This is a genomic window from Acidisphaera sp. S103, assembly GCF_009765975.1.
GTDB lineage: Bacteria > Pseudomonadota > Alphaproteobacteria > Acetobacterales > Acetobacteraceae > Rhodopila.
The window spans coordinates 254,687-274,063 of record NZ_LMUJ01000042.1 but is presented as its reverse complement, the minus strand read 5'-3'; the positions used below and the strand labels follow the sequence as shown (position 1 = coordinate 274,063).

General features: G+C 63.3%; 22 protein-coding genes. 13 read left to right on the top strand and 9 right to left on the bottom strand.

From position 1 onward, the window contains the following. Positions 1-105: 105 nt before the first annotated feature. Complete coding sequence (locus tag GSQ89_RS11560; RefSeq protein WP_158925148.1) at positions 106-1,065, top strand: hydroxymethylglutaryl-CoA lyase; 960 nt, start codon at positions 106-108, stop codon at positions 1,063-1,065. Between the two features lie 45 nt (positions 1,066-1,110). On the opposite strand, the gene GSQ89_RS11555 is transcribed toward GSQ89_RS11560, so the two are convergent. Next, the gene (locus GSQ89_RS11555; RefSeq protein ID WP_158925146.1) at positions 1,111-1,413 is read right to left on the bottom strand and encodes a putative quinol monooxygenase; all 303 of its coding nucleotides are present in this window, start codon (positions 1,411-1,413) and stop codon (positions 1,111-1,113) included. Positions 1,414-1,571: 158 nt separating this feature from the next. Next, a complete protein-coding gene (gene aceA, locus GSQ89_RS11550) occupies positions 1,572-2,942 on the bottom strand; it encodes an isocitrate lyase (protein WP_158925144.1) in 1,371 nt (456 codons plus the stop codon). A gap of 143 nt (positions 2,943-3,085) precedes the next feature. Here aceA and GSQ89_RS11545 point away from each other — a divergent pair, with 143 nt between their 5' ends. The 3 genes from GSQ89_RS11545 to GSQ89_RS11535 all read left to right on the top strand — a co-directional run bounded on the left by GSQ89_RS11545 (position 3,086) and on the right by GSQ89_RS11535 (position 5,980). Continuing rightward, positions 3,086-4,486 (top strand): short-chain fatty acyl-CoA regulator family protein, encoded by a 1,401-nt coding sequence (locus GSQ89_RS11545; protein ID WP_158925143.1) that lies wholly within the window; start codon positions 3,086-3,088, stop codon positions 4,484-4,486. Positions 4,487-4,661: 175 nt separating this feature from the next. Continuing rightward, positions 4,662-4,952 carry a recombinase family protein gene (locus tag GSQ89_RS11540; RefSeq protein WP_158925142.1) on the top strand — a complete coding sequence of 97 codons (291 nt, stop codon included), beginning with the start codon at positions 4,662-4,664 and terminating at the stop codon, positions 4,950-4,952. Continuing rightward, a complete protein-coding gene (locus tag GSQ89_RS11535; RefSeq protein ID WP_158925141.1) occupies positions 4,949-5,980 on the top strand; it encodes a tetratricopeptide repeat protein in 1,032 nt (343 codons plus the stop codon). The genes GSQ89_RS11540 and GSQ89_RS11535 overlap by 4 nt, the downstream gene beginning before the upstream one ends. 277 nt (positions 5,981-6,257) lie before the next feature. Here the strand turns inward: GSQ89_RS11535 and GSQ89_RS11530 are convergent, their stop codons facing one another. Beyond that, positions 6,258-6,992, bottom strand: coding sequence for a VRR-NUC domain-containing protein (locus tag GSQ89_RS11530; protein WP_158925140.1), 735 nt, complete (start codon positions 6,990-6,992; stop codon positions 6,258-6,260). A 634-nt stretch (positions 6,993-7,626) separates the two neighbouring features. On the opposite strand from GSQ89_RS11530, the gene GSQ89_RS11525 reads away from it, so the two are divergent. The 3 genes from GSQ89_RS11525 (at position 7,627) to GSQ89_RS11515 (ending at position 9,420) form a co-directional block, all read left to right on the top strand. Then, positions 7,627-8,034, top strand: a complete 408-nt coding sequence (locus GSQ89_RS11525; protein WP_158925139.1) for a GFA family protein — start codon at positions 7,627-7,629, stop codon at positions 8,032-8,034. A gap of 87 nt (positions 8,035-8,121) precedes the next feature. Then, a complete protein-coding gene (locus GSQ89_RS11520; RefSeq protein WP_158925138.1) occupies positions 8,122-8,514 on the top strand; it encodes a GxxExxY protein in 393 nt (130 codons plus the stop codon). 180 nt (positions 8,515-8,694) lie between these two features. After that, entirely contained in the window at positions 8,695-9,420 is a 726-nt protein-coding gene (locus GSQ89_RS11515) for a hypothetical protein (RefSeq protein WP_158925136.1), read from the top strand. Between the two features lie 120 nt (positions 9,421-9,540). On the opposite strand, the gene GSQ89_RS11510 is transcribed toward GSQ89_RS11515, so the two are convergent. The 3 genes from GSQ89_RS11510 to GSQ89_RS11500 all read right to left on the bottom strand — a co-directional run bounded on the left by GSQ89_RS11510 (position 9,541) and on the right by GSQ89_RS11500 (position 12,285). Then, positions 9,541-9,933, bottom strand: coding sequence for a GxxExxY protein (locus tag GSQ89_RS11510; protein WP_158925134.1), 393 nt, complete (start codon positions 9,931-9,933; stop codon positions 9,541-9,543). A 110-nt stretch (positions 9,934-10,043) separates the two neighbouring features. Then, positions 10,044-11,063 (bottom strand): nitronate monooxygenase family protein, encoded by a 1,020-nt coding sequence (locus GSQ89_RS11505; RefSeq protein ID WP_254073173.1) that lies wholly within the window; start codon positions 11,061-11,063, stop codon positions 10,044-10,046. Next, positions 11,056-12,285 (bottom strand): aspartate kinase, encoded by a 1,230-nt coding sequence (locus GSQ89_RS11500; RefSeq protein ID WP_158925130.1) that lies wholly within the window; start codon positions 12,283-12,285, stop codon positions 11,056-11,058. Before GSQ89_RS11500 ends, GSQ89_RS11505 begins: the two co-directional genes overlap by 8 nt. A gap of 61 nt (positions 12,286-12,346) precedes the next feature. Here GSQ89_RS11500 and ubiG point away from each other — a divergent pair, with 61 nt between their 5' ends. After that, positions 12,347-13,039: a bifunctional 2-polyprenyl-6-hydroxyphenol methylase/3-demethylubiquinol 3-O-methyltransferase UbiG gene (ubiG, locus tag GSQ89_RS11495; protein ID WP_158925128.1), complete on the top strand. Its 693-nt coding sequence runs from the start codon at positions 12,347-12,349 to the stop codon at positions 13,037-13,039. Here the strand turns inward: ubiG and GSQ89_RS11490 are convergent. From GSQ89_RS11490 to GSQ89_RS11480, 3 genes are all read right to left on the bottom strand, one after another. Beyond that, the gene (locus tag GSQ89_RS11490; RefSeq protein WP_158925127.1) at positions 13,011-13,190 is read right to left on the bottom strand and encodes a hypothetical protein; all 180 of its coding nucleotides are present in this window, start codon (positions 13,188-13,190) and stop codon (positions 13,011-13,013) included. The two genes, ubiG and GSQ89_RS11490, sit on opposite strands and share 29 nt — an antisense overlap. 20 nt (positions 13,191-13,210) lie before the next feature. After that, entirely contained in the window at positions 13,211-13,726 is a 516-nt protein-coding gene (locus tag GSQ89_RS11485) for a hypothetical protein (protein WP_158925125.1), read from the bottom strand. 375 nt (positions 13,727-14,101) lie between these two features. Then, entirely contained in the window at positions 14,102-14,866 is a 765-nt protein-coding gene (locus tag GSQ89_RS11480) for an A24 family peptidase (RefSeq protein WP_254073172.1), read from the bottom strand. Between the two features lie 124 nt (positions 14,867-14,990). Here GSQ89_RS11480 and GSQ89_RS11475 point away from each other — a divergent pair, with 124 nt between their 5' ends. The 5 genes from GSQ89_RS11475 to GSQ89_RS11455 are packed head-to-tail and all read left to right on the top strand — an operon-like array spanning position 14,991 to position 19,367. After that, positions 14,991-16,718 carry a GspE/PulE family protein gene (locus GSQ89_RS11475; RefSeq protein ID WP_254073171.1) on the top strand — a complete coding sequence of 576 codons (1,728 nt, stop codon included), beginning with the start codon at positions 14,991-14,993 and terminating at the stop codon, positions 16,716-16,718. Continuing rightward, positions 16,718-17,941: a type II secretion system F family protein gene (locus GSQ89_RS11470; protein ID WP_158925123.1), complete on the top strand. Its 1,224-nt coding sequence runs from the start codon at positions 16,718-16,720 to the stop codon at positions 17,939-17,941. Before GSQ89_RS11475 ends, GSQ89_RS11470 begins: the two co-directional genes overlap by 1 nt. Then, positions 17,925-18,404 carry a GspH/FimT family pseudopilin gene (locus GSQ89_RS11465; protein ID WP_158925302.1) on the top strand — a complete coding sequence of 160 codons (480 nt, stop codon included), beginning with the start codon at positions 17,925-17,927 and terminating at the stop codon, positions 18,402-18,404. Before GSQ89_RS11470 ends, GSQ89_RS11465 begins: the two co-directional genes overlap by 17 nt. Further along, entirely contained in the window at positions 18,391-18,768 is a 378-nt protein-coding gene (locus GSQ89_RS11460) for a prepilin-type N-terminal cleavage/methylation domain-containing protein (RefSeq protein WP_158925121.1), read from the top strand. Before GSQ89_RS11465 ends, GSQ89_RS11460 begins: the two co-directional genes overlap by 14 nt. Further along, complete coding sequence (locus GSQ89_RS11455; RefSeq protein ID WP_158925119.1) at positions 18,765-19,367, top strand: prepilin-type N-terminal cleavage/methylation domain-containing protein; 603 nt, start codon at positions 18,765-18,767, stop codon at positions 19,365-19,367. The genes GSQ89_RS11460 and GSQ89_RS11455 overlap by 4 nt, the downstream gene beginning before the upstream one ends. The last annotated feature ends 10 nt before the right edge of the window (positions 19,368-19,377 follow it).

Here is a 19,377-nt window from a genome sequence, read left to right as displayed (position 1 = left end):
CCGGTTTGGACACGGCGGGAGCCCCAGGCTCTGGCAAAATCCCGGCCCTGGCAAAATCAGCGCCCAAGGTGCAGTCTGCCTCATCCAGTACGAGGAACCGCCACCATGACCGACCTGCCCAGCCACGTCGAAATCCACGAAGAAGGCCCCCGCGAGGGCTTCCAGATCGAACCCGGCCCGATCCCCACCGCCAACAAGATCCGCCTGATCGAGGCGCTGGCCGACACCGGCCTGCACCACATCCAGGCCTGTTCCTTCGTGAACACCCGCTTGGTGCCCGGCTGGGCCGATGCCGAAGCCGTGGTTGAAGGGTTCAAGGCGAAACCCGGCGTCCACTACACCGGCCTGTTTTTCAACGGCAACGGCCTCGACCGAGCGCTGGCATTCAAGGACAAGCTGACCATCAACGGGTCGATCTCGCTGACCGCGTCGGAAGGGTTCACCCGCAAGAACCTGAACCGAGCGCCGCAGGAAAACATCGACGCGATGAAGAAGCACAGCGCCCTGCAGGAATCGAAGGGCGTGGCAGTCACCCGCATCGGCGTCATGGCCGCGTTCGGCTGCAACTACCAGGGCGACATCGCCCCCGCCCAGGTCATCAGCACGCTGGAAGACGGCCTCGCCATTGCCGCTGAAGCCGGCGCGACGATCAAGCTGTTCTCGCTGGCCGACACCATGGGCTGGGCCACGCCGATGCGGATCGAGCGCGTCATCAACGAAGTCCGCAACCGCTGGCCGGACATGACCATCGCCCTGCACCTGCACGACACCCGCGGCCTGGCCGTCGCCAACGCCCACGCCGCGCTGAAACTCGGTGTCACCCAGTTCGACTCCACGGTCGGCGGCCTCGGCGGCTGCCCGTTCGCCGGCCAGCCGAAGGCCGCGGGCAACATCTGCACCGAGGAACTGGTGATGCTGTGCGAGGAAATGGGCATCGACACCGGCATCGACCTCGACGCCCTGATCGAGGTCGGCCGCCTGGCGGAAGAAATCGTCGGCCACCAACTGCCCAGCGAACTGATCCACGCCGGCAGCCTGGACGCCTTCCGCCGCAAGGCCGCGTAACGGCCGGCGCCAGCCCGAGGCTACAGCGCCCCGGGGCTGGCGCCGCTACACCAGCGCGTATTGCACGCGATCCCGCTGATCCAGCAACGGCAGCGCCTGCTCCAGGATCATGGTCTTGAAATGCGGCGTCTCTTGATGCACCGCGAACGCTGCCGCATCCTTGAAGATCTCGAAAAACAAAAACCGGGACGGATCGGTTGTGCATCGGCCAATGCTCAGGTGTTCCAACCCCGGTTCGGCCCGCGCAAGCGGCGCGAAACGTGCGACGATTTCCGCCGCCGCTTCGATCTGGCCCTCGCGCACCTGCCACGTCACAGTGAAAGCCAACCGGCTGTCCCGTTGTTCCATAACACGCTCCCATCGGTATAAACCCGAGGGAGAATTTACGGCCGTCCACCATCCCGCGCATCACGAGACGCTTCGGTCCCGGCCGAAGGAACGGCGGCGGAGTCTGCGCCCCGCCGCCTGGTTACCCAGATCGTCGCCCTCCCTAAACGCCGACGATCTTACTCCGCGGCCGCAGCCCTTTCGTGGTCATGCATCAGCCCATCATCATGCTGGTCTTCCACCCGCACTACGTCATGGTCATGGAACTGATCCGCCTCGGTCGACCCCGCCAGAGCCGTCGTCGATGACCGCCCACCCGAGATCGCCATCGCCAACGCATCGAAGTAACCGACCCCGACCTCCCGTTGATGCCGAGTCGCCGTATACCCGTCCGTCTCCGCCGCGAACTCCGCCTGCTGCAGCTCGCTGTAGGCCGCCATCCCGCGGTCCCGATACCCACGAGCCAAGTTGAACATCGACAGGTTCAGACTGTGGAATCCCGCCAGCGTCACGAACTGGAACCGGTATCCCATCCGCCCGATCTCCCGCTGGAACGCCGCGATCTTGTCTGCCGGCAGCTTCTTCTTCCAATTGAAGCTGGGCGAGCAGTTATACGCCAGCATCTTCCCTGGAAACTGCCGATGGATCTCATTGGCGAACCGCTCCGCCTCCTTCAGATCCGGCTCCGAAGTCTCCCACCACAACAGATCCGAATACGGCGCATACGCCAGCCCGCGAGCAATCGCGTAGTCATTCCCACACCCCGGCCTGATCCGGAAAAACCCCTCCGCCGTCCGGTCATTCCCAATAAACGGCCGATCCCGCTCATCCACATCGCTGGTCAGCAACTGCGCCGACTGAGCATCCGTCCGGCACAGCAGCACCGTATTCACCCCCTCGACATCCGCCGCCAGCCGAGCCGCATTCAGCGTCCGGATATGCTGGCTGATGGGCACCAAAACCTTCCCACCCAAATGCCCGCACTTCTTCTCCGACGCCAACTGATCCTCGAAATGCACCCCCGCCGCCCCGGCCGAGATCATGTTGCGCATCAGCTCATACGCATTCAGCGGCCCGCCAAACCCCGCCTCCGCATCGGCGATGATCGGCGCCATCCAATACGTCCCATCCCCGCCGCCCTCGGACCGAGCAATCTGGTCGCACCGCCGCAGCGCGTTGTTGATCGCCCGCACCACCTTCGGCACCGAATCCACCGGATACAGCGACTGATCCGGATACATCTCCCCACCCGAGTTCGCATCGCCCGCCACCTGCCACCCGGACAGATAGATCGCCTTCAACCCCGCCTTCACCTGCTGCACCGCCTGGTTCCCGGTCAGCGCCCCCAGCGTGTTCACGAACGGCTCGGTCTTCAGAAGATGCCACAGCCGGGCCGCCCCCATCTCCGCCAGCGTGTGCCGAATCCGGAACGACCCTGCCAGCCGCTCCACATCCGCCGGCGTGTAATCCCGCCTGATCCCGGCAAACCGCTCCGGATCGCCCCCACCGCCGGCCATCCCATCAGGCGCATACAAATTGATCGAACGCATCGTCATCGCTCCTTCATCACGCTAATCGATGAGTGAATAATTGACATTGCACCCGCGAATGCGAACCCCTAAACGCCAAGAACGCCAGCAATCCCGTAACCACCTTCACAAACACCACGCCCAATTTGTAAAGGATGTAAAGAATGCCCCGCACGCTGATCGGCCGCACCGTCCGCCGGCTGCGCGCCGAACGCGGCCTGTCCCAGCAGTCCCTCGCCACCCGTCTGGGCATCTCCGCCAGCTACCTCAACCTGATCGAGCACGACCAGCGCGCCGTCACCGCCTCCCTGCTGATCAAGCTGGCCGAGACCCTCCGCGTCGACCTCGGCGAACTGTCCGGCACCCAGGAACGCCAACTCCAGGTCGGCCTGCGCGAAGCCTTCGCCGACCCGCTTCTGGGCAGCGACACCGTCGCCGACACCGAAATCGAGGCGCTGGCCGCCGGCAGCCCCAACGCCGCCCGAGCCGTCCTCGCCCTCTACCGCGCCTGGCGCGTCGCTCGGGAGGACGCCAACGGCATCGCCCTGCCATCCGGCCGCCGCATCCTGCTGCCCAACGAAGAAGTCCGCGACTTTTTCGACGACCACGCCAACCATTTTCCGACATTGGAGGACGCCGCCGAAGCCCTCGCCGCCGCACTCGCCCCGTCCGCGCCGGCCGAAATGAACCACGCCATCGCCGAACGCCTCCGCACCGTCCACGGCGTCCGCGTCACGGTCCAACCGCTGGATAGGACGCTGCGCCGTTACGATCCCGCTACCCACAGCCTGGCCCTGTCGGAATCCCTGCCGCGCGAAAGCCGCGGCTTCCACATGGCCTTCCAACTCGCGCTGCTGGAGGCACGCGACGCCGTCGAATCCGTTCTGAAAGACGCCGCGCCTTCGACGCAGGAGGCCGCGATGCTTCTGCGCATCGGCCTGCTGAACTACGTCGCCGGCGCCCTGGTCATGCCCTACGCCGCCTTCCACGCCGCCGCATCCAGCCTGCGCCACGATATGGAGGCGATCGCCGCCCGCTTCGGCGTGTCCTATGAGCAAGCCTGCCACCGCCTGTCCACCCTGCAACGCCAAGGCGCCCGCGGCGTGCCGTTCTTCTTCCTGCGAGTCGATCCGGCCGGCAACGTCTCCAAACGTTTCTCCGCCGCCGGCTTCCCGTTCGCCCGCTTCGGCGGATCATGCCCCCGCTGGGTGGTCCACACCGCGTTCGCCCAACCCGGAACGGTGCAGGTACAGGTCGCCGAACTGCCCGACGGCGCCGCCTATCTGTGTTTTGCGTCGGCGCTGGTTCAGCCGGCGGTGCGCTGGGGCCAGCCGAGGCCGATCCACGTCGTCGCCATGGGCTGCGCGCTGACCAACGCGGCGGAGGTCGTCTACGCCGACGGCCTGGACCTGGACGCGGCCCGAGTCGGCATCGGCCTGTCCTGCCGCCTGTGCGACCGCCCCGACTGCGGCAGCCGAGCGTTTCCGCCGCTGGAGCACCGGCTGTCCCTGGACCCGCTGACGGCGGGGGCGAGTCCGTATCGGTTTGAGGCGAAGGTGAGGTGAGGGGGCACTCAGCAGCCATCCTGGAATCGTTGCAGTCCCTAATGTGAGCTTGGCATGTAGGAAAAGCCGACCTTTGCAATCCTAAAGAGCGATCGAAATCTGGACATATGCATCAAACCCACCCGCACAATTCGATTGTGCTTTTCCGATACGAATTTCTAGGGCACAATTTAGCATGATTTACGGCTACGCCCGCGTTTCGACCGACGTTCAAGGTCTCTTCAACCAAGTGGCTCAGTTCCAGGCCGCAGGGTGTAAGGCTCCTTTTTGCCAAAAGATCAGCGTCGCGATGGCCGATCAGCCCCGGCGTAAGACACAGGTGGCGAAGCTTGCCGCCGGCGACGTGGTGGCGGTCCCCGAAGTTGACAGCGTGTCGTGTGACACGATTGACCATCTGGTCAACGCTCTCGATATGCAACGCGTCGGAGCCAGATTGCGGCTACTGTCGGCGAGGTTATTCCAATGAAATGGAAAGAAACCCTTTTAACGGCTTTGATCAGCTTATTGGTCGCGATTATTGCTGGAATATTCGTATTCTATTTCACACGCGATAAAAGAGTCGAGGCTGAGAAAATTATATATTATGTAGAGAACTCGGCTACATTTGCGTCAAGCCAAGGCGACCTCAGATTTGTAACGCTAGTCGTTAAAAATATCGGGACTAAATCCGCTCATAACCTGAGAGTCGCGGCTGATTTTGGGCAGATAGCTTCAGTGCAAGATAAAAGAATTATCCTTTCGTCGGGGCCAGCAGCAACATTTAAGGACGCTTCGTCTGGCGGACATCTAGATGTCACCATAGATGACTTCTCCGCGACCGAGTCCGCGACGATTTCGATGCTCGTTAAAGAATCCGGCGAACATCGATATAGCGACTTATTACCAACAATCGGAGTCCAGAGCAATGATTCGCTAGGTGAATTGGTTGCTTTGTCGTCTCTGCATCCGGATGACGACAACAAATTTTCAAAAACGTCGCGGGTCATCTTGACTGGGATAATGGCAATCGTCGCTTTTTTTCCACTTTTCGGTATGAGGTTCATACTGCCGATACTGACAACGTTTGTCGGCAGGCGCTTGCCTACAAGGCCGAATCTAAACAACACTGCTTTCCTCTATCTCCAGCAGGGTCTGATCGAGGACGCTGGAAAGCTTCTCGAAACGGCGATAGCCACCCGTGGTGCTGACGCAGTAACTCTCGCTAACTATGGACTCACGCTCGGACTTCAGGGCAACGTAGAGGCAGCATTGAAGCGCTTTGAAGCCGCTGAATGGTGGGCTGGTTTAGCCGGGGAGCGGGCAGTGGTCGAGTATGACCGGGCGACGTTATATTTGTCGCAGCGGCAATTCGCTGAAGCAAAGGTACATTTAAAGAAGGCGTTCTCGCTTAGCCGATCGGAGATTGGCCGCTACTGTGAATTGAGCGTCTTCATCCGCTCTGCCGGCGAGACGGATCCTGAGATTAGCCGGCTTGTTGCGGCGAAAGGGCGCTAAAGTACGCAGCCACTTGTTTTCCTTCTTCGAACATCCCGACGCACTGCCTGACAACGACAGCAGCGAACGGGCATTGCGCTCGACAGCTACCTACCGCAAGCTCACGGGCAGCCTCCGCCCCCAGCGGGGCGCCGATCTGGTCGCCATCGTACGAGTGGTCGTCGGCACTGCCGCACGACCGGGGCACAGATGCATATCAGGCAATTCTGGACGTCCTAGACGGGGGGTCGTAATTCAGCCCGGTTGAGAAGTTACCTTTCTCTCGTGAAAATGTCTTTCACCCGAACGTCGTGATCAGATAATGGCCCTGGACTGTCTCCCAATTCTGATCCAACCAGGCTTTTTGGCTTGCACTTAGCGAGTCACCTTGCGCCTTAACCTCCGAAAAGAACCAAAACCCTCGCTCTGGATCCGGTGACCACACCAGCAGATCGGGTGATCCTGCAGCTACAATTATGTCTTCATAAATTTCCTCGACTTCGTCGAACACAGCCTCGTACAATGTGGAGGACCTATCCGGTCCGAGAATTTTACCCAAAGCAATAAGATTATAGAACTCCTGACGATCGCGTTCCATCGCACTCGTAATGAAACTTGAGTCGACATTCTTCAGTATTTCCGCCGTCGTAGCCCATTTTTGCTTCTGATGTTCGTCAAACCTCGCTAATATTGCTCCGTCATCGACGTCTGTTATTTGTTGTGATAACGGGCTAAGTTGTAAGGCTCTCGCCGGCGAAAGTGTTCCTATACTATCCTCCATTTCAACAGTTACCCACGGTGGAGGTGTTTGAAGATCCCGAAGTATTTTGGCATAACCATGCACATTCATACGACTGCGATCGCCTGCAAAGCCATGAGCCAAATAATAGCGAAGCGCCACGTCAGCAGCTGGCTCTTTGCCTCTCCGTATTGAGATGCCCGACGGCTCAATCGAGATCGTAGGGAAGCATTTAACACCGTCTGCGCGACAAGAAGCAGACAAAGATTGCCGGATGGCCTCGCGAACCTTCATGGAAAGATCTCCGACCACTGTGTTTGTAGAACCTGTCACCAGACCCTAGGGGCGTCAATCCTGCGCTTCCATATGTTCGGCTTGATCCACCGCCCACGTTGACGCGATATGAGCGAATGATTCGAGCGCGGTAGGACCCAACATGTATATTCGTTCGCTTTGGATCGAAGCCGGCTGAACGGCGTCAAGGCAGAGCGAATGGCGGGCTTCGGTTCAGTTCACTCCGGAGCCGCCATTCCGTTTCTGGGCCGAACCTCGGTAGTTGGGGCTGAATACTCGAAACGAGAATAATCTCATTTCCTGCGTGGCTGCGTCATCCCTACCGCCAGCCACAGCGCCCCGGCCCAGAAACGTCCCATCAGTGACTGCGCCTCTTTTTTGTCACCCTCCCGAAAACCCGCGTCGGGATCACCGGCAGCCTGGGGTATAACTTCACCGAGGGCACCGCATCCCGCGCATTCGCATGACAAAGAATCTCTCGAATTTTGGATGCGCGATCGACTCCTCCGACGCCGCGAACCTGGTGGTCAAAATCTGACACCTGGTACCGGGCGCGGCCGAGCTACGACGGCAAAGGTGGTGGGAAACCAACCCGCGGCTACCGGCACGACAGCTCTCCTGATATGATACGGGGATGGTGAAGCTCTCGTGCCTCTGCGGCCAGGTCCGCTTAGAAATCCCAAGGCGACCGGACTTCATCAATGAGTGCAATTGCACCCTCTGCAGCAAATCGGGCGCGCGCTGGGCCTATTTCCATCCCTCGGACGTCAGCATCGACGGACCAACGAACGGATATCGCCGGACAGACAAAGCAGACCCGGCCGCGGAAATCCGGTTCTGCGCCAATTGCGGCTCGACGACGCACTTCATCCTGACCGACAGCGCCGTGTCGAGGTTCGGAAACACCCATATGGGCGTCAACGCCCGCCTGGCGGATGACAAGGACCTCGCCGGAACAGAACTGCGCTATCCCGACGGCCGAGCCTGGCCGGGCGAGGGCGGTTTCACCTATGTGCAGGCGGCCCGCATCATCGGCCAATAAGCGGCTTCGGGGCGACGGCGCGTTAATCCTTTGGCAAGTCTTTGCTGGCAGCATCGCGTAGAAAGAACCTAACGCAGATGGAAGCCGATGCACGCGGAACACGCAGATGAAAATAGGCTGAATGACCTATCGAGACGAGTCATTGGTTGTGCCCTTATTGTCCTCAATGCCCTCGGCGCCGGTTTTCTGGAAAAGGTGTATGAAAACGCCTTGGCGCATGAATTGCGGAAAGCCGGCCTGGCTGTCGTGCAGCAGCACGGCGTCTCGGTTCTGTATGATGGCATGGTGGTTGGTGAGTACGTCATCGACCTGATGATCGAGCAGGCGCTTCTGGTCGAATTGAAGGCCACGAAAGCATTGGACGAGGCGCATCACGCCCAATGCCTCAATTACCTCAAAGCATCCGGGATGCGGCTTGGCCTGCTGCTCAACTTCGGCAAACCACGCATGGAGATCAAACGCGTGGCCAACGGCCTATAATCCTCTCCATTTGCGTGTTCGGCGTGCATTTGCCCAAATCTGCGTTAGGTTCTTGCTTTCTTCCTTGCCGGCACATCCAGCGGCACTGCCAGGCTCGACCGGCCCACGTTCGCCCGATGAACCGAACCAGAAGCAGCAACAAACCTTGACTTATTTCCTATATTAGCCTACCACTAAGGAATGGAAACCTCCGCCCAACCACCCCAAACCACCGATCTCGCCACGCACCTATATTACCAGCTCGTCCACACCCTCACCGCCCTGTCGCCGCCGCCGCTTGACGACACGCCGGAGGCGTTGCGAACCCGAGACCATGCCGCCATCGCCAAGGTGGCCGCGCTGCTCCCGGTCAACGCGAACGAAGCCGATCTCGCCGCCCAGTGTATCGCCGCTCGGGCCCAGGCCGAGGAGATGTTGCGCCTGACCCGTCAGAACGCCGACGACATCCAACTGATGATGCGCCTGAACGCCCAATACGTATCGATGGTGCGCACCTCGCTGTCCGCCCACGCCCGCCTGATGCGGGTGCAAGCCCTACGCCAGAAGCGAGAGGCAACGCAGGGCGCAGCCAACCAAGACGCCTGGACCCTGCACATCGCCGAACGCTCAATGCTGGGCGCAGTCGATCCGGAGGCCACCCCCCACCAAGCCGCCTGGCCCGAGCCGGCACCAACAGCGAACTCAGCCCCCAGGATCGAACACCAAGTCTCAGAAGACGACCTAAATTCTCAGGACGCGGCTTTTGAGACATGGTTGAGCACCCAACCCTGGAAGCAGCACTCCGATGAAACCGGCCTGCGCCAAGCCATCCACGAAGCCATAGCCAGATCCAGTTTAGCCAACCACGAATTGCCCACGAACAGCCGCGCAAGCCCCGCCAGACCGGGCTACCACCAAGCGCCGTGACACCGCCCTTCGGATACCGTCAAGACCGGGACGCCCGAAGCCGTGTGCCCGGCCATAGCACCCCTCTTTTAAGGCGGATTAGGCGGGATAAGAGGGGGATGAAAGGGATGGCGCTCGCGATCAGGCCGCAGCGGTGATGCGGCGAATTTCGACTTTGGGCTGGCCAAAATTGATCAGCAGACACAACGACTTACCGGTCGCCCGCAAGTAATTCCGGCATTGCGGGACATGCACATCACTCAGCGCGCCCACAACCTTGAGTTCAACGATAACCTGATCCTCGACCAGCAGATCGGCGGTATATTCGCCAACAATCACGCCGTCATAAAAGACCACGATCCCCCGCTGCTGCACGACCCCAAGCCCACACTTTCGCATCTCATGCGCCAGGGCATTCTCATAAACCTTCTCAACAAACCCATGCCCGAGCAAATTGGCAACCCGAAAAGCACACCCAATAACCCGTTCGGTCACCGGCGCCAAAAACCGCAAATCCCCTTCATCCACCTTCATCCCGCTAATCCGCCTTATAAGACTTGCCTAGGCGTTCGTGCCGACGCCGAAAGGTCTTACGCCGCGGATATTAACGAACCATGAATCCTTCCGATAAGAAACAAATCTGCCTACCGCCCCGCCAAAGCCCCAACCGCCTGACCAATCAGCTCCTGAATGATCTCCGCCACCGGCTGCACCGAAGTAACCATCCCCACAGACTGCCCCGCCATGACAGATCCAGTCTCGATATCCCCCTCGATCACTGCCCGCCGCAGCGCCCCGGCCCAGAAACGTTCCACCAGCAACTGAGCCTCTTCCTTCGTCACCGCCCCAGCCACCAGCTTGTCCCGAGTCTCCGCCTGGTGCTCCAGGAACTTCCGGGTCCCATCATTCACCAACCCCCGCACCGGGATCACCGGCAACCGAGGGTCCAACTCCACCGAAGGCATCGCATCCCTGGCGTTCGCATGCACAAAGAACTTCTTGAATTTCGGATGCGCGATCGACTCCTCCGAAGCCGCGAACCGCGTCCCCAACTGAGCCCCCGAAGCTCCCATCTCCAAATACCCCAGGATCGCCTCACCCCGTCCCAGTCCACCGGCCACGAACACCGGCACATCCTTCAAATGCGGCAGAATCTCCTGCGCCAGCACGGTCAGCGACACCGGCCCGATATGCCCCCCGGCTTCCGACCCCTCGATCACGATCGCATCCGCCCCCGACCGGACCAGCCGCTTGGCCAACGACAGGGCAGGGGAGAACGCGATCAGCTTCGCCCCCCCATCCTTCACCGCCCGCACCGCCGGCCCCGGAGGCACCCCGCCCGCCAGCACGATGTGCCCGACGCCAGCCTCCAGCGTCACCCGGATCAGGTCATTCAGCTCCGGATGCATGGTGATCAGGTTCACCCCGAACGGCCGATCCGTCAGCGCCTGAGTCCCCACGATCTGTTCCGCCAACTGCGCCGGCGACATCGCCCCGCATGCAATCACCCCGAACCCGCCGGCGTTGGAAATGGCGCTGACAAGGGTCTTCTCGCTGACCCAACTCATCGCCCCGCCCATAATCGCATACGGGCAGCCCAAGAACGCCGCCCCCCGAGCCCAAAGCCGGTCCAGCCGCTCCCGCGCCGCTTCTAAATCAGGCATCGAGGCCATACGCCGTATGCAGCGCCCGCACCGCCAGCTCGGTATATTCCGCGGCGATCAGCACGCTGACTTTGATCTCACTGGTGGAGATCACCTGGATATTGATCGCCTTGTCCGCCAGCGCACTGAACATCGTATTGGCAACCCCCGAGTGGCTTCGCATGCCCACCCCCACGACGCTGATCTTCGCGACATTCGGGTCTTCCAGCAGCTCGGTGTAGTTGATCTGCCCCTTGATCTCGCCCAGCGCCGCCCGCGCCCGAGGCAGATCGGCCTTGCCCACCGTGAACGTCATATCCGTGGTCCCATCGGCGGAAACATTCTGCACGATCATGTCGACGTTGACGTTCTGCTCCGCCAACTGCCCGAAAATGGCGGCGGCAATGCCCGGCCGGTCCGGCACCCGCGTCACCGTGATTTTCGCCTCATCCCGAGAATACGCGATCCCGGCCACATTCTCTTTTTCCACGATCTCGTCCTCATCCACCACCAGGGTGCCTTCGGTGTCATTCGCCAGCGCGTCCGAAAAGCTGGACAGCACCCGCACCCGCACCCGTTCGTTCATCGCCAACTCGACGCTGCGGGTCTGCAAGACCTTCGCGCCCACCGATGCCAGCTCCAGCATCTCCTCATACGCTATTTTCGCCAGCTTGCGCGCATTCGGCACGATCCGAGGGTCGGTCGTATAAACCCCATCCACGTCGGTATAGATGTCGCAGCGATCCGCCTTCAAAGCCGCCGCCAGCGCCACCGCGGAGGTATCCGACCCGCCGCGCCCCAGCGTCGCGATTCGATTATCCGGCGCAACACCCTGGAACCCCGCGACCACCGCCACCTGCCCGGTGCCCATCCTCCGCACCAATTCGGCCCCTTCAATGGACTGAATCCGCGCCGTCCCATGCGCCGAGTCGGTCCGCAACGGGATCTGCCACCCCTGCCAGGAACGCGCGTCGATGCCCATCGACTGCAAACAAATTGCCAGCAGCCCCGACGTCACCTGCTCGCCCGTCGCCACCACCGCGTCATACTCCCGAGCATCGTGCAGCGGCGACAGCTCGGTGCACCATTTGACCAGTTGGTTGGTAACGCCGGACATGGCGGAGACGACCACGGCAACCTCGTTGCCATGCTCCACTTCGCGTTTCACGCGCTGGGCGACGTTGCGGATACGGTCGAGGTCGGCGACGGACGTGCCGCCGAATTTCATCACGATACGGGCCATGAACAGTTGCCAAGTTGATGTGCGGGCGCACACATACTGATGACAGGCAAGAGGAGCAACCATGACCAGCGGTACCGTCTCGGCCGAGGAAGTCGGGAAATTCGACCGCCTGGCGTCGCGCTGGTGGGATCCGAACGGCCCGATGAAGCCGCTGCACCGGATGAACCCGGCCCGAATCGGCTGGATCGAGGCCCTGCTGCACGGGCCGACCCGGATCCTGGATGTCGGCTGCGGCGCGGGCCTGGCGGCCGAGGCCCTGGCCAGGAAAGGTCACGCCGTCCTGGGAATCGATGCCGCCGGCGAGGCGATCCAGGCCGCCCGGGCGCATGCCGAGGGGCAGGGGATGGACCTGACCTATCGCGCCTGCCTGGCGGAAGACCTTCTGTCCGAGGGCCGGAGTTTCCCCGTCATCACCGCGTTGGAGGTGATCGAGCATGTCCCCGACCCCGCGGCCTTTGTCCGCGTTCTGGCCGCGTTGCTGGAACCCGGTGGCGTGCTGGTGCTGTCCACCCTGAACCGGACCAGGCGGTCATGGGTCGTCGGTAAACTTGGGGCGGAGTACGTGCTGCGGATGCTGCCGGTGGGGACGCATGACTGGAAAGCGTTCATCACGCCGGCGGAACTGGCCGGGATGCTGCGTTCGGCTGGGTTGCGGGTCGGCCTGAGCACCGGTCTGCTGGCCGACCCGCTGACCGGTCAGTGGCGGACCGGACGCGACATGGCAGTCAATTATATGATCGCGGCGGTTCGATAGCCGGATCGGCCGGCCGTTCCGTCTTCCCGCACAGATAGGCATCGATCGCCTCGATCGTGTCCTGGTCATATCCGCCTCGGTCCGCCGCCTCTCGATGGGCGGACATCAGCGCGACAAGGATGGTGACGCCAAGGGAGCGGACGATCGTCATGGGCACCTCCTCGAACGGGTTCAATGCAGCATACGCGGCGGGGACCATGCCTCCCGCTCGCCGCATGGGGCCGTGGTGGGCAGTCGGCGGCGGGGCAGGAACAGTTTGGCGTCCGCGAACAGCGCGCCGAGGTCTTCCAGCGGGCCGATGGCGGAGTCGGCCCCCTGACCTGACAGCAGCGTCGTCCGCAGCACCTTTTCCGCCAGGTGGCGGTTGCCTGCCTGCGCCAGGCTGGCCGCCAGCAGGAGGTTCTTTTCGTCGAGCGATAGCTGCGGACAGTGCGGACAATGGATTTCGACCTGACGGGCAACGGTGCGCGCCACCACCGTCATCAGCCCGTCGACCGAGAAGGCGGCATCTGGTGCACCTGTGCTTTCAAGACCCAGGCACAGGCGGGGGATAGGGTCCTCGTCCTGCCGGTGACATTCGACCCAGGACCGGATGGCGATCAGCAGGACGCACTCGGCCGGGTCCAGATCGGCGGCGAGATCGGGGTAGGGCGTTGGCGGAATGGGGAAGGCGACGATCTGGCCCACGGGCGGACCTCCAGGTTGCGGAGGGAAGTGTGATAGTAATGAGAATGCGTCGCAATAGCGAATTTAGTCATGGGCCGAGGCGGGAGGGAACGGGAGGCGAAGCGTGTCATCACAAAGTCGTGGCAGGTCTCGCTCCACGGGCGGTCCCCGGTGGTCCGATTTTATGTTGGCGGCCGTTGACGTTGACCCATCGGCCTTGTTTTGGGTCAGTGAAGTGCGGGTCATCTGGTCCGGCATCTTACTGGGGCGGATGGCCCGGACTGACCGCCGGGCCATGACGAATCGACAGATGCCGAGCCATGACGAATCAACTGATGCCGGACCGTGTCGTGATATGCCGCGACGCCAGGGCGATGGCGGTTTCGTTGGAAACCATCACATGTAGAAGGACATCCATCCGCCATTCGGATCGTAAAGCCACAGAATCCAGATCGACAGGCTCAGGCTCGGGCCGAATGGGATCATCGCGGCGCCACTCAGCCGGCCGTGCCGGACGATGGTGGAGGCCAGGGCGGCGGCGATGCCGCTGATCGCGGCAATCAGGATGACCTGCGGCAACACCATCCATCCCAACCAGGCGCCGCCCGCCGCGAGCAGCTTTGCGTCGCCCTGGCCCAATCCGTCCCGCCCGCGAACCGCGCGGTATATCAAGGCAATTGTGCGGAAACCCAGATAGCCGGCGATTGCCCCGATGGCGTGGTCCGTCACGTCCTCTGGCGCTTCCAGCCAGGTGACTGCCAGGCCGGCCAACAACAATGGCAGCGTCAGCACGTCCGGCAGCCGGAAGTGCCGCCAATCGATCCATGCCAACGCCAGCAGCACCCAGCCCAATCCGCAATCGATCCACAGTCGGATCGGTTCCGCATCCACCGTCAACGCCCACAGCGCCACGCCAAGGGCCGCAAGCTCGATCGCGAGGTGCTGTCCGTCGATCGGCGCGCGGCAGGTCCGGCAGCGGCCTCGCAATGCGGCGTAGCTGAGAAGCGGCACCAGATCGAACGGCGCCAGCGTCCGTCGGCATGTCTCACAGTGCGATCGTGCCATGGCGATGGGCAGCCCAGCCGGCAGGCGAGCGATCAGCACGCCGAGAAAGCTGCCGACAAACGGCGCTGCAAGGACCGGCAGGAACAAGGAGGTCAAGCAAGCACTTCCTTTCGCGATCGCTGGCAGGGACACGCGACTGCAACATGCCTGTCACTTGCCATGGCACCCGCTTTCGGACAATTCGCCCGCTGGTCAACGGGCTGGCGAAGGTTACGCAAATGTGACGGGTATCAGCGTAGATACGATTGTGGACGCAGGCGACGACGCCATCAATCGCGTTATCGACCATCTGATCGCCGGTGGCCATTGCGACCAGAAGGCGATCGAGCGCGCGGGCCGCGTGGCGGCCGAAACCGGGCAGCGGCTGGACATCGTGGTGATCCGCCTGGGTATCGTGGCGGAACGCGCATTGGCGGAAGCCTATGCGATCTCGCTGGGCGTTCCGTTGGTCGCCGCGGATCAGTACCCCGCCGGCGAACCGTTGTTTCCCGAACGCCTCGGCGCCAGGTTCCTGCGCAACGTCCGCGCCCTGCCGTTGAGAATCGACAACGGCACACTGGCCCTGGCGGTGGCCGATCCGCTCGATAGTTTCGTTCCGGCATCCGTTGCCGCCGCCGCCGGCTTGCCGGTCGCCATCCGGATCGCGACCCCGATCGAGCTGGAGGCCGCGTTCGAGCGTCTGTATCCCGAAGGCGATTCCGCCACCGGGGACGAACCCGAAAGCGTCGACGCCGAACCGATGGAAGAGGATGCGGAGCGGCTCAAGGACCTCGCCAGTGAGGCCCCGGTGATCAGGCTGGTCAACCAGATCATCGCCCGAGCGGTGGAAACCCAGGCATCCGATATTCATATCGAGCCGTTCGAGGACCGCCTGCGTGTGCGGTATCGTTATGACGGCGTCCTGTCGGAGGCGGAGTCGCCCCCCGGCCGCCTGACCGCCGCGATCACATCGCGGATCAAGATCATGGCCAGGCTGGATATCGCGGAACGCCGCCTGCCGCAGGATGGCCGCATCAAGCTGGCGGTGCGCGGCCACGAGATCGATTTCCGCGTGTCCACCATCCCCTCGCTGTACGGGGAAACCGTGGTCCTGCGTATCCTGGACCGCAGCACCGTCACCTTCGACTATGCCAGGCTCGGTTTGCCGCAAAACGTGGTGGGGCGGCTGAACGAAGCCCTGGATCTGCCGAACGGCATCGTGCTGGTCACCGGCCCGACCGGCAGCGGCAAGACCACCACGTTGTACACCGGCTTGCTGTCACTGAATTCCGCGGCGCGCAAGATCGTCACCGTGGAGGACCCGATCGAATACCAGTTGCGCGGCGTCAACCAGATCCAGGTGAAGCCGCAGATCGGCCTGACCTTCGCCAGCCTGCTGCGCTCCATCCTGCGGCAGGACCCCGATGTGATCATGGTCGGCGAAATCCGCGACCTGGAAACCGCGCAGATCGCCGTGCAGGCCGCGTTGACCGGACATCTGGTGCTTTCGACCCTGCACACCAACTCCGCCGCCGCCACCATCACCCGGCTGCGCGACATGGGCGTGGAGGACTATCTGCTGACGGCGGTGCTGCGTGGCGTCCTGGCCCAGCGCCTGGTGCGCCGGCTGTGCACGCACTGCCGGCGGCAGCAAGACGCGTCCCCCGAACTGATCCGCCGCTTCGGGCTGGAACGGCGCTGCGACGGCGGTCCGGTGCGGCTGTGGCACGCCACGGGGTGTCCGCAATGCCGTGGGACAGGCTATCGGGGCCGCCTGGCGATCGCGGAATTCCTGCGCCCTGACGTCGCATTGGAACGGGCGATCTTCGCCGGCGCCGGCCACGCGGACGTCGAGCGGATCGCGGTCGAGGCCGGCATGGTCACGCTGTTCGATGCCGGTCTGGATGCGGTGCTGGCCGGCACAACGACGCTGGAAGAACTGACCCGCAGCATCCGTTCGGAGGCGTGATGCCAGCGTTCCGCTACAGCGCCATAACCGCAACCGGGGAACTGGTCCGAGGCACCACTGACGCTGCGGACGAAGCCGCCGTCATCCTGCAACTGCGGCGGCAAGGCCAGGTTCCGGCCCGGGTGGAGCCGGCCGCCCCGGGGTTCTCGATCCGCGACCTGCTGACCATGGAATTCGGCCGCCGTCGAGGCCTCAGCCGCCAGGAGGTCACGAATATCACCCGCGAGTTGGCGATCATGCTGGACGCTGGCCAGGACATGGACCGGGCGCTGCGTTTCCTGGTGGAAACTGCTCCTAATCCGCGCGTTGCACGGGTATTGGACGAGATCAGGCAGGCAGTGCGCGACGGCAGTTCCCTTGCCGCCGCGCTGACCCGGCATACCGGCAGTTTTTCCCGGCTTTATGTCGGCCTCGTCCGAGCCGGGGAGGCCGGCGGCACGCTGGCGGCGATTCTCGAACGGCTCGCCACGCTGCTGGAGCGTGAGCGCGCCCTGACCGCCACGGTGCAGTCCGCGATGATCTACCCGACGTTGCTGATGGTCGCGGCGATCGGGTCGATCACCCTGCTGCTGACCGAGGTGTTGCCCCAGTTCGTACCGCTGTTCGAGCAGAACGGCGTGGCATTGCCCCGTCCGACGCAGATCCTGATCGCCGTCGGCGCTTTTGTTTCACAGGACGGGATCTACATCCTGTTGCTGCTGGCCGCGCTGTGTGTGGCCGCGCGGCAGGCGCTGCGCATGCCGGCGCCAAGGCTGCTGGTGGACCGGTGGCTGCTGCGGCTGCCGGTCATCGGCACGCTGTCCCGCGACATCGTCGCCGCCCGGTTCAGCCGGACCCTGGGAACGCTGGTGTTGAACGGCGTTCCACTGATCGGCGCCCTGGCCATCGTCCGCGACACTGTCGGCAACAGCGCGGGGGTGCAGGCGATCGATCGCGCCACGGCGTCCGCCAAGGGGGGAGCCGGACTCGCCGGCCCGCTGGGCGAGTCCGGCGTGTTTCCACGCCGCACGATCTACCTGCTGCGGCTGGGCGAGGAGACCGCTCAACTCGGAAAAATGGCCCTGCGTGCCGCGGAAATCCACGAGGAAAAGACCCGGATCGGCGTGCAGCGGCTGGTTTCGCTGCTGGTGCCGGCGATCACCATCGTGATGGGCGCCGCTGTTGCGGCCATCGTCTCATCGCTGCTGCTGGCGATGTTGAGCCTCAATGACCTCGCGAACTGACCTCGGCGTTGCCGTGAAAGGCCACCCCACGGCGGGCTTCACGCTGATCGAGATGATCGTGGTGCTGGTCGTGCTGGGCCTGACGCTTGGCCTGGTGATGGCGCGCGGTCCGATGCACAGCGCGGCGCTGGATGCGCGGGTGGCGGCGCGGCAGGTGGCACAGGCGATGCGCCTGGCACGGTCGCGGGCCATTGCGCTGGATCAGCCGGTTTCCGTCTCGCTCGACATCGCCGCGCATGCCCTGCGGATCGACGGTTCACCCGTCGAGACCTTGCCGCGCGGCGTCGGCGTCGCCGCGGCATCGTTCACCGGCCAGCCTGCCACCGGCCGCATCGTCGCCATCCGGTTCGCGCCGGACGGCAGTTCCAACGGTGGGCGAATCGCGCTGGGGCAGGGGGGATTTGTGCGGCTGGTCCTGGTCGACTGGCTGACCGGGCGGGTGAGCCTCGATGGCGCGGGCTGAGCGCGGGTTCACCTTGCTGGAAGTGCTGGTTGCGTTCGTGATCGCCGCGCTCGCGCTGGGTGTGTTGTTCCATGGCACGCTGGAGGGACTGCGTTCGGCGCAGATCGCCGGCCGGTACGAGGAAGCAGTGACCAGAGCACAGTCGCGCCTGGCAGCGCTGACGGCGGGCAGCCTGACGGCAGGCGACCGCCAGGGTGATGATGGGCAGGGCTTCCATTGGCGGGAGCGAATCACCCCGCTCGGGACGACCGCATTGACCGCGCTGTATGCCGTCAGCGTCGCCGTGTCGTGGGTGGACGGCAGCCGGCGGTCTGTGGAACTCGATAGCGAGCGCCTCGGCGCCGCGACGCGGCCGGGTCCATGACGCGAGCTGAGCGCGGGTTCACGCTGCTGGAAATCCTGGTCGCCCTGGTGGTGTTCGGGTTCGTGATGATCGGCCTGAGCCAGGGCGTGCGGTTCGGCCTGCACGCCCGAGCCATGCAGACCCGCACGATCGATGCACGCGACGGGCTGGAAACCACCGACCGTGTCCTGCGCAATCTGATCGAACAGATGGACCCCGGCAGCAGCGATCAGCCGACGATGGTGGCGGGCGCCGAACACAGCCTGGGTTTCGCGACGATCCTGCCGAACGGCGCGACCGGGCTGGATGCGCAGCCGATCGATGCCGTCCTGCTGGTGGACGGCGCGCATCGGCTGGTGCTGCGATGGACGCCCAGGCTGCATGCGGTGCGGTTTGGACCACCGCCCCGGGCGACCGACAGCGCGATTCTCGGCGGTGTCGACCCTATCGAATTCGCCTATTGGGAACCGTCATCAAATGGCGGCGGCCAGTGGGTGGCGCACTGGAGCAATTCATCGCTGCCGGCGCTGGTGCGCATACGAATCGCGTTTGCCAAGGGCGACCCGCGCCACTGGCCGGAGATCATCGTGGCCCCGATGCGTCAGCCATACGGAACATGACAATGCCGCC

Coding starts and splice junctions, on each gene's coding strand:
- GSQ89_RS11560 (WP_158925148.1), top strand. CDS start 106: ATGACCGACCTGCCCAGCCACGTCGAAATCCACGAAGAAGGCCCCCGC.
- GSQ89_RS11555 (WP_158925146.1), bottom strand. CDS start 1,413: ATGGAACAACGGGACAGCCGGTTGGCTTTCACTGTGACGTGGCAGGTG.
- aceA (WP_158925144.1), bottom strand. CDS start 2,942: ATGCGTTCGATCAATTTGTATGCGCCTGATGGGATGGCCGGCGGTGGG.
- GSQ89_RS11545 (WP_158925143.1), top strand. CDS start 3,086: ATGCCCCGCACGCTGATCGGCCGCACCGTCCGCCGGCTGCGCGCCGAA.
- GSQ89_RS11540 (WP_158925142.1), top strand. CDS start 4,662: ATGATTTACGGCTACGCCCGCGTTTCGACCGACGTTCAAGGTCTCTTC.
- GSQ89_RS11535 (WP_158925141.1), top strand. CDS start 4,949: ATGAAATGGAAAGAAACCCTTTTAACGGCTTTGATCAGCTTATTGGTC.
- GSQ89_RS11530 (WP_158925140.1), bottom strand. CDS start 6,992: ATGAAGGTTCGCGAGGCCATCCGGCAATCTTTGTCTGCTTCTTGTCGC.
- GSQ89_RS11525 (WP_158925139.1), top strand. CDS start 7,627: ATGGTGAAGCTCTCGTGCCTCTGCGGCCAGGTCCGCTTAGAAATCCCA.
- GSQ89_RS11520 (WP_158925138.1), top strand. CDS start 8,122: ATGCACGCGGAACACGCAGATGAAAATAGGCTGAATGACCTATCGAGA.
- GSQ89_RS11515 (WP_158925136.1), top strand. CDS start 8,695: ATGGAAACCTCCGCCCAACCACCCCAAACCACCGATCTCGCCACGCAC.
- GSQ89_RS11510 (WP_158925134.1), bottom strand. CDS start 9,933: ATGAAGGTGGATGAAGGGGATTTGCGGTTTTTGGCGCCGGTGACCGAA.
- GSQ89_RS11505 (WP_254073173.1), bottom strand. CDS start 11,063: ATGCCTGATTTAGAAGCGGCGCGGGAGCGGCTGGACCGGCTTTGGGCT.
- GSQ89_RS11500 (WP_158925130.1), bottom strand. CDS start 12,285: ATGGCCCGTATCGTGATGAAATTCGGCGGCACGTCCGTCGCCGACCTC.
- ubiG (WP_158925128.1), top strand. CDS start 12,347: ATGACCAGCGGTACCGTCTCGGCCGAGGAAGTCGGGAAATTCGACCGC.
- GSQ89_RS11490 (WP_158925127.1), bottom strand. CDS start 13,190: ATGACGATCGTCCGCTCCCTTGGCGTCACCATCCTTGTCGCGCTGATG.
- GSQ89_RS11470 (WP_158925123.1), top strand. CDS start 16,718: ATGCCAGCGTTCCGCTACAGCGCCATAACCGCAACCGGGGAACTGGTC.
- GSQ89_RS11465 (WP_158925302.1), top strand. CDS start 17,925: ATGACCTCGCGAACTGACCTCGGCGTTGCCGTGAAAGGCCACCCCACG.
- GSQ89_RS11460 (WP_158925121.1), top strand. CDS start 18,391: ATGGCGCGGGCTGAGCGCGGGTTCACCTTGCTGGAAGTGCTGGTTGCG.
- GSQ89_RS11455 (WP_158925119.1), top strand. CDS start 18,765: ATGACGCGAGCTGAGCGCGGGTTCACGCTGCTGGAAATCCTGGTCGCC.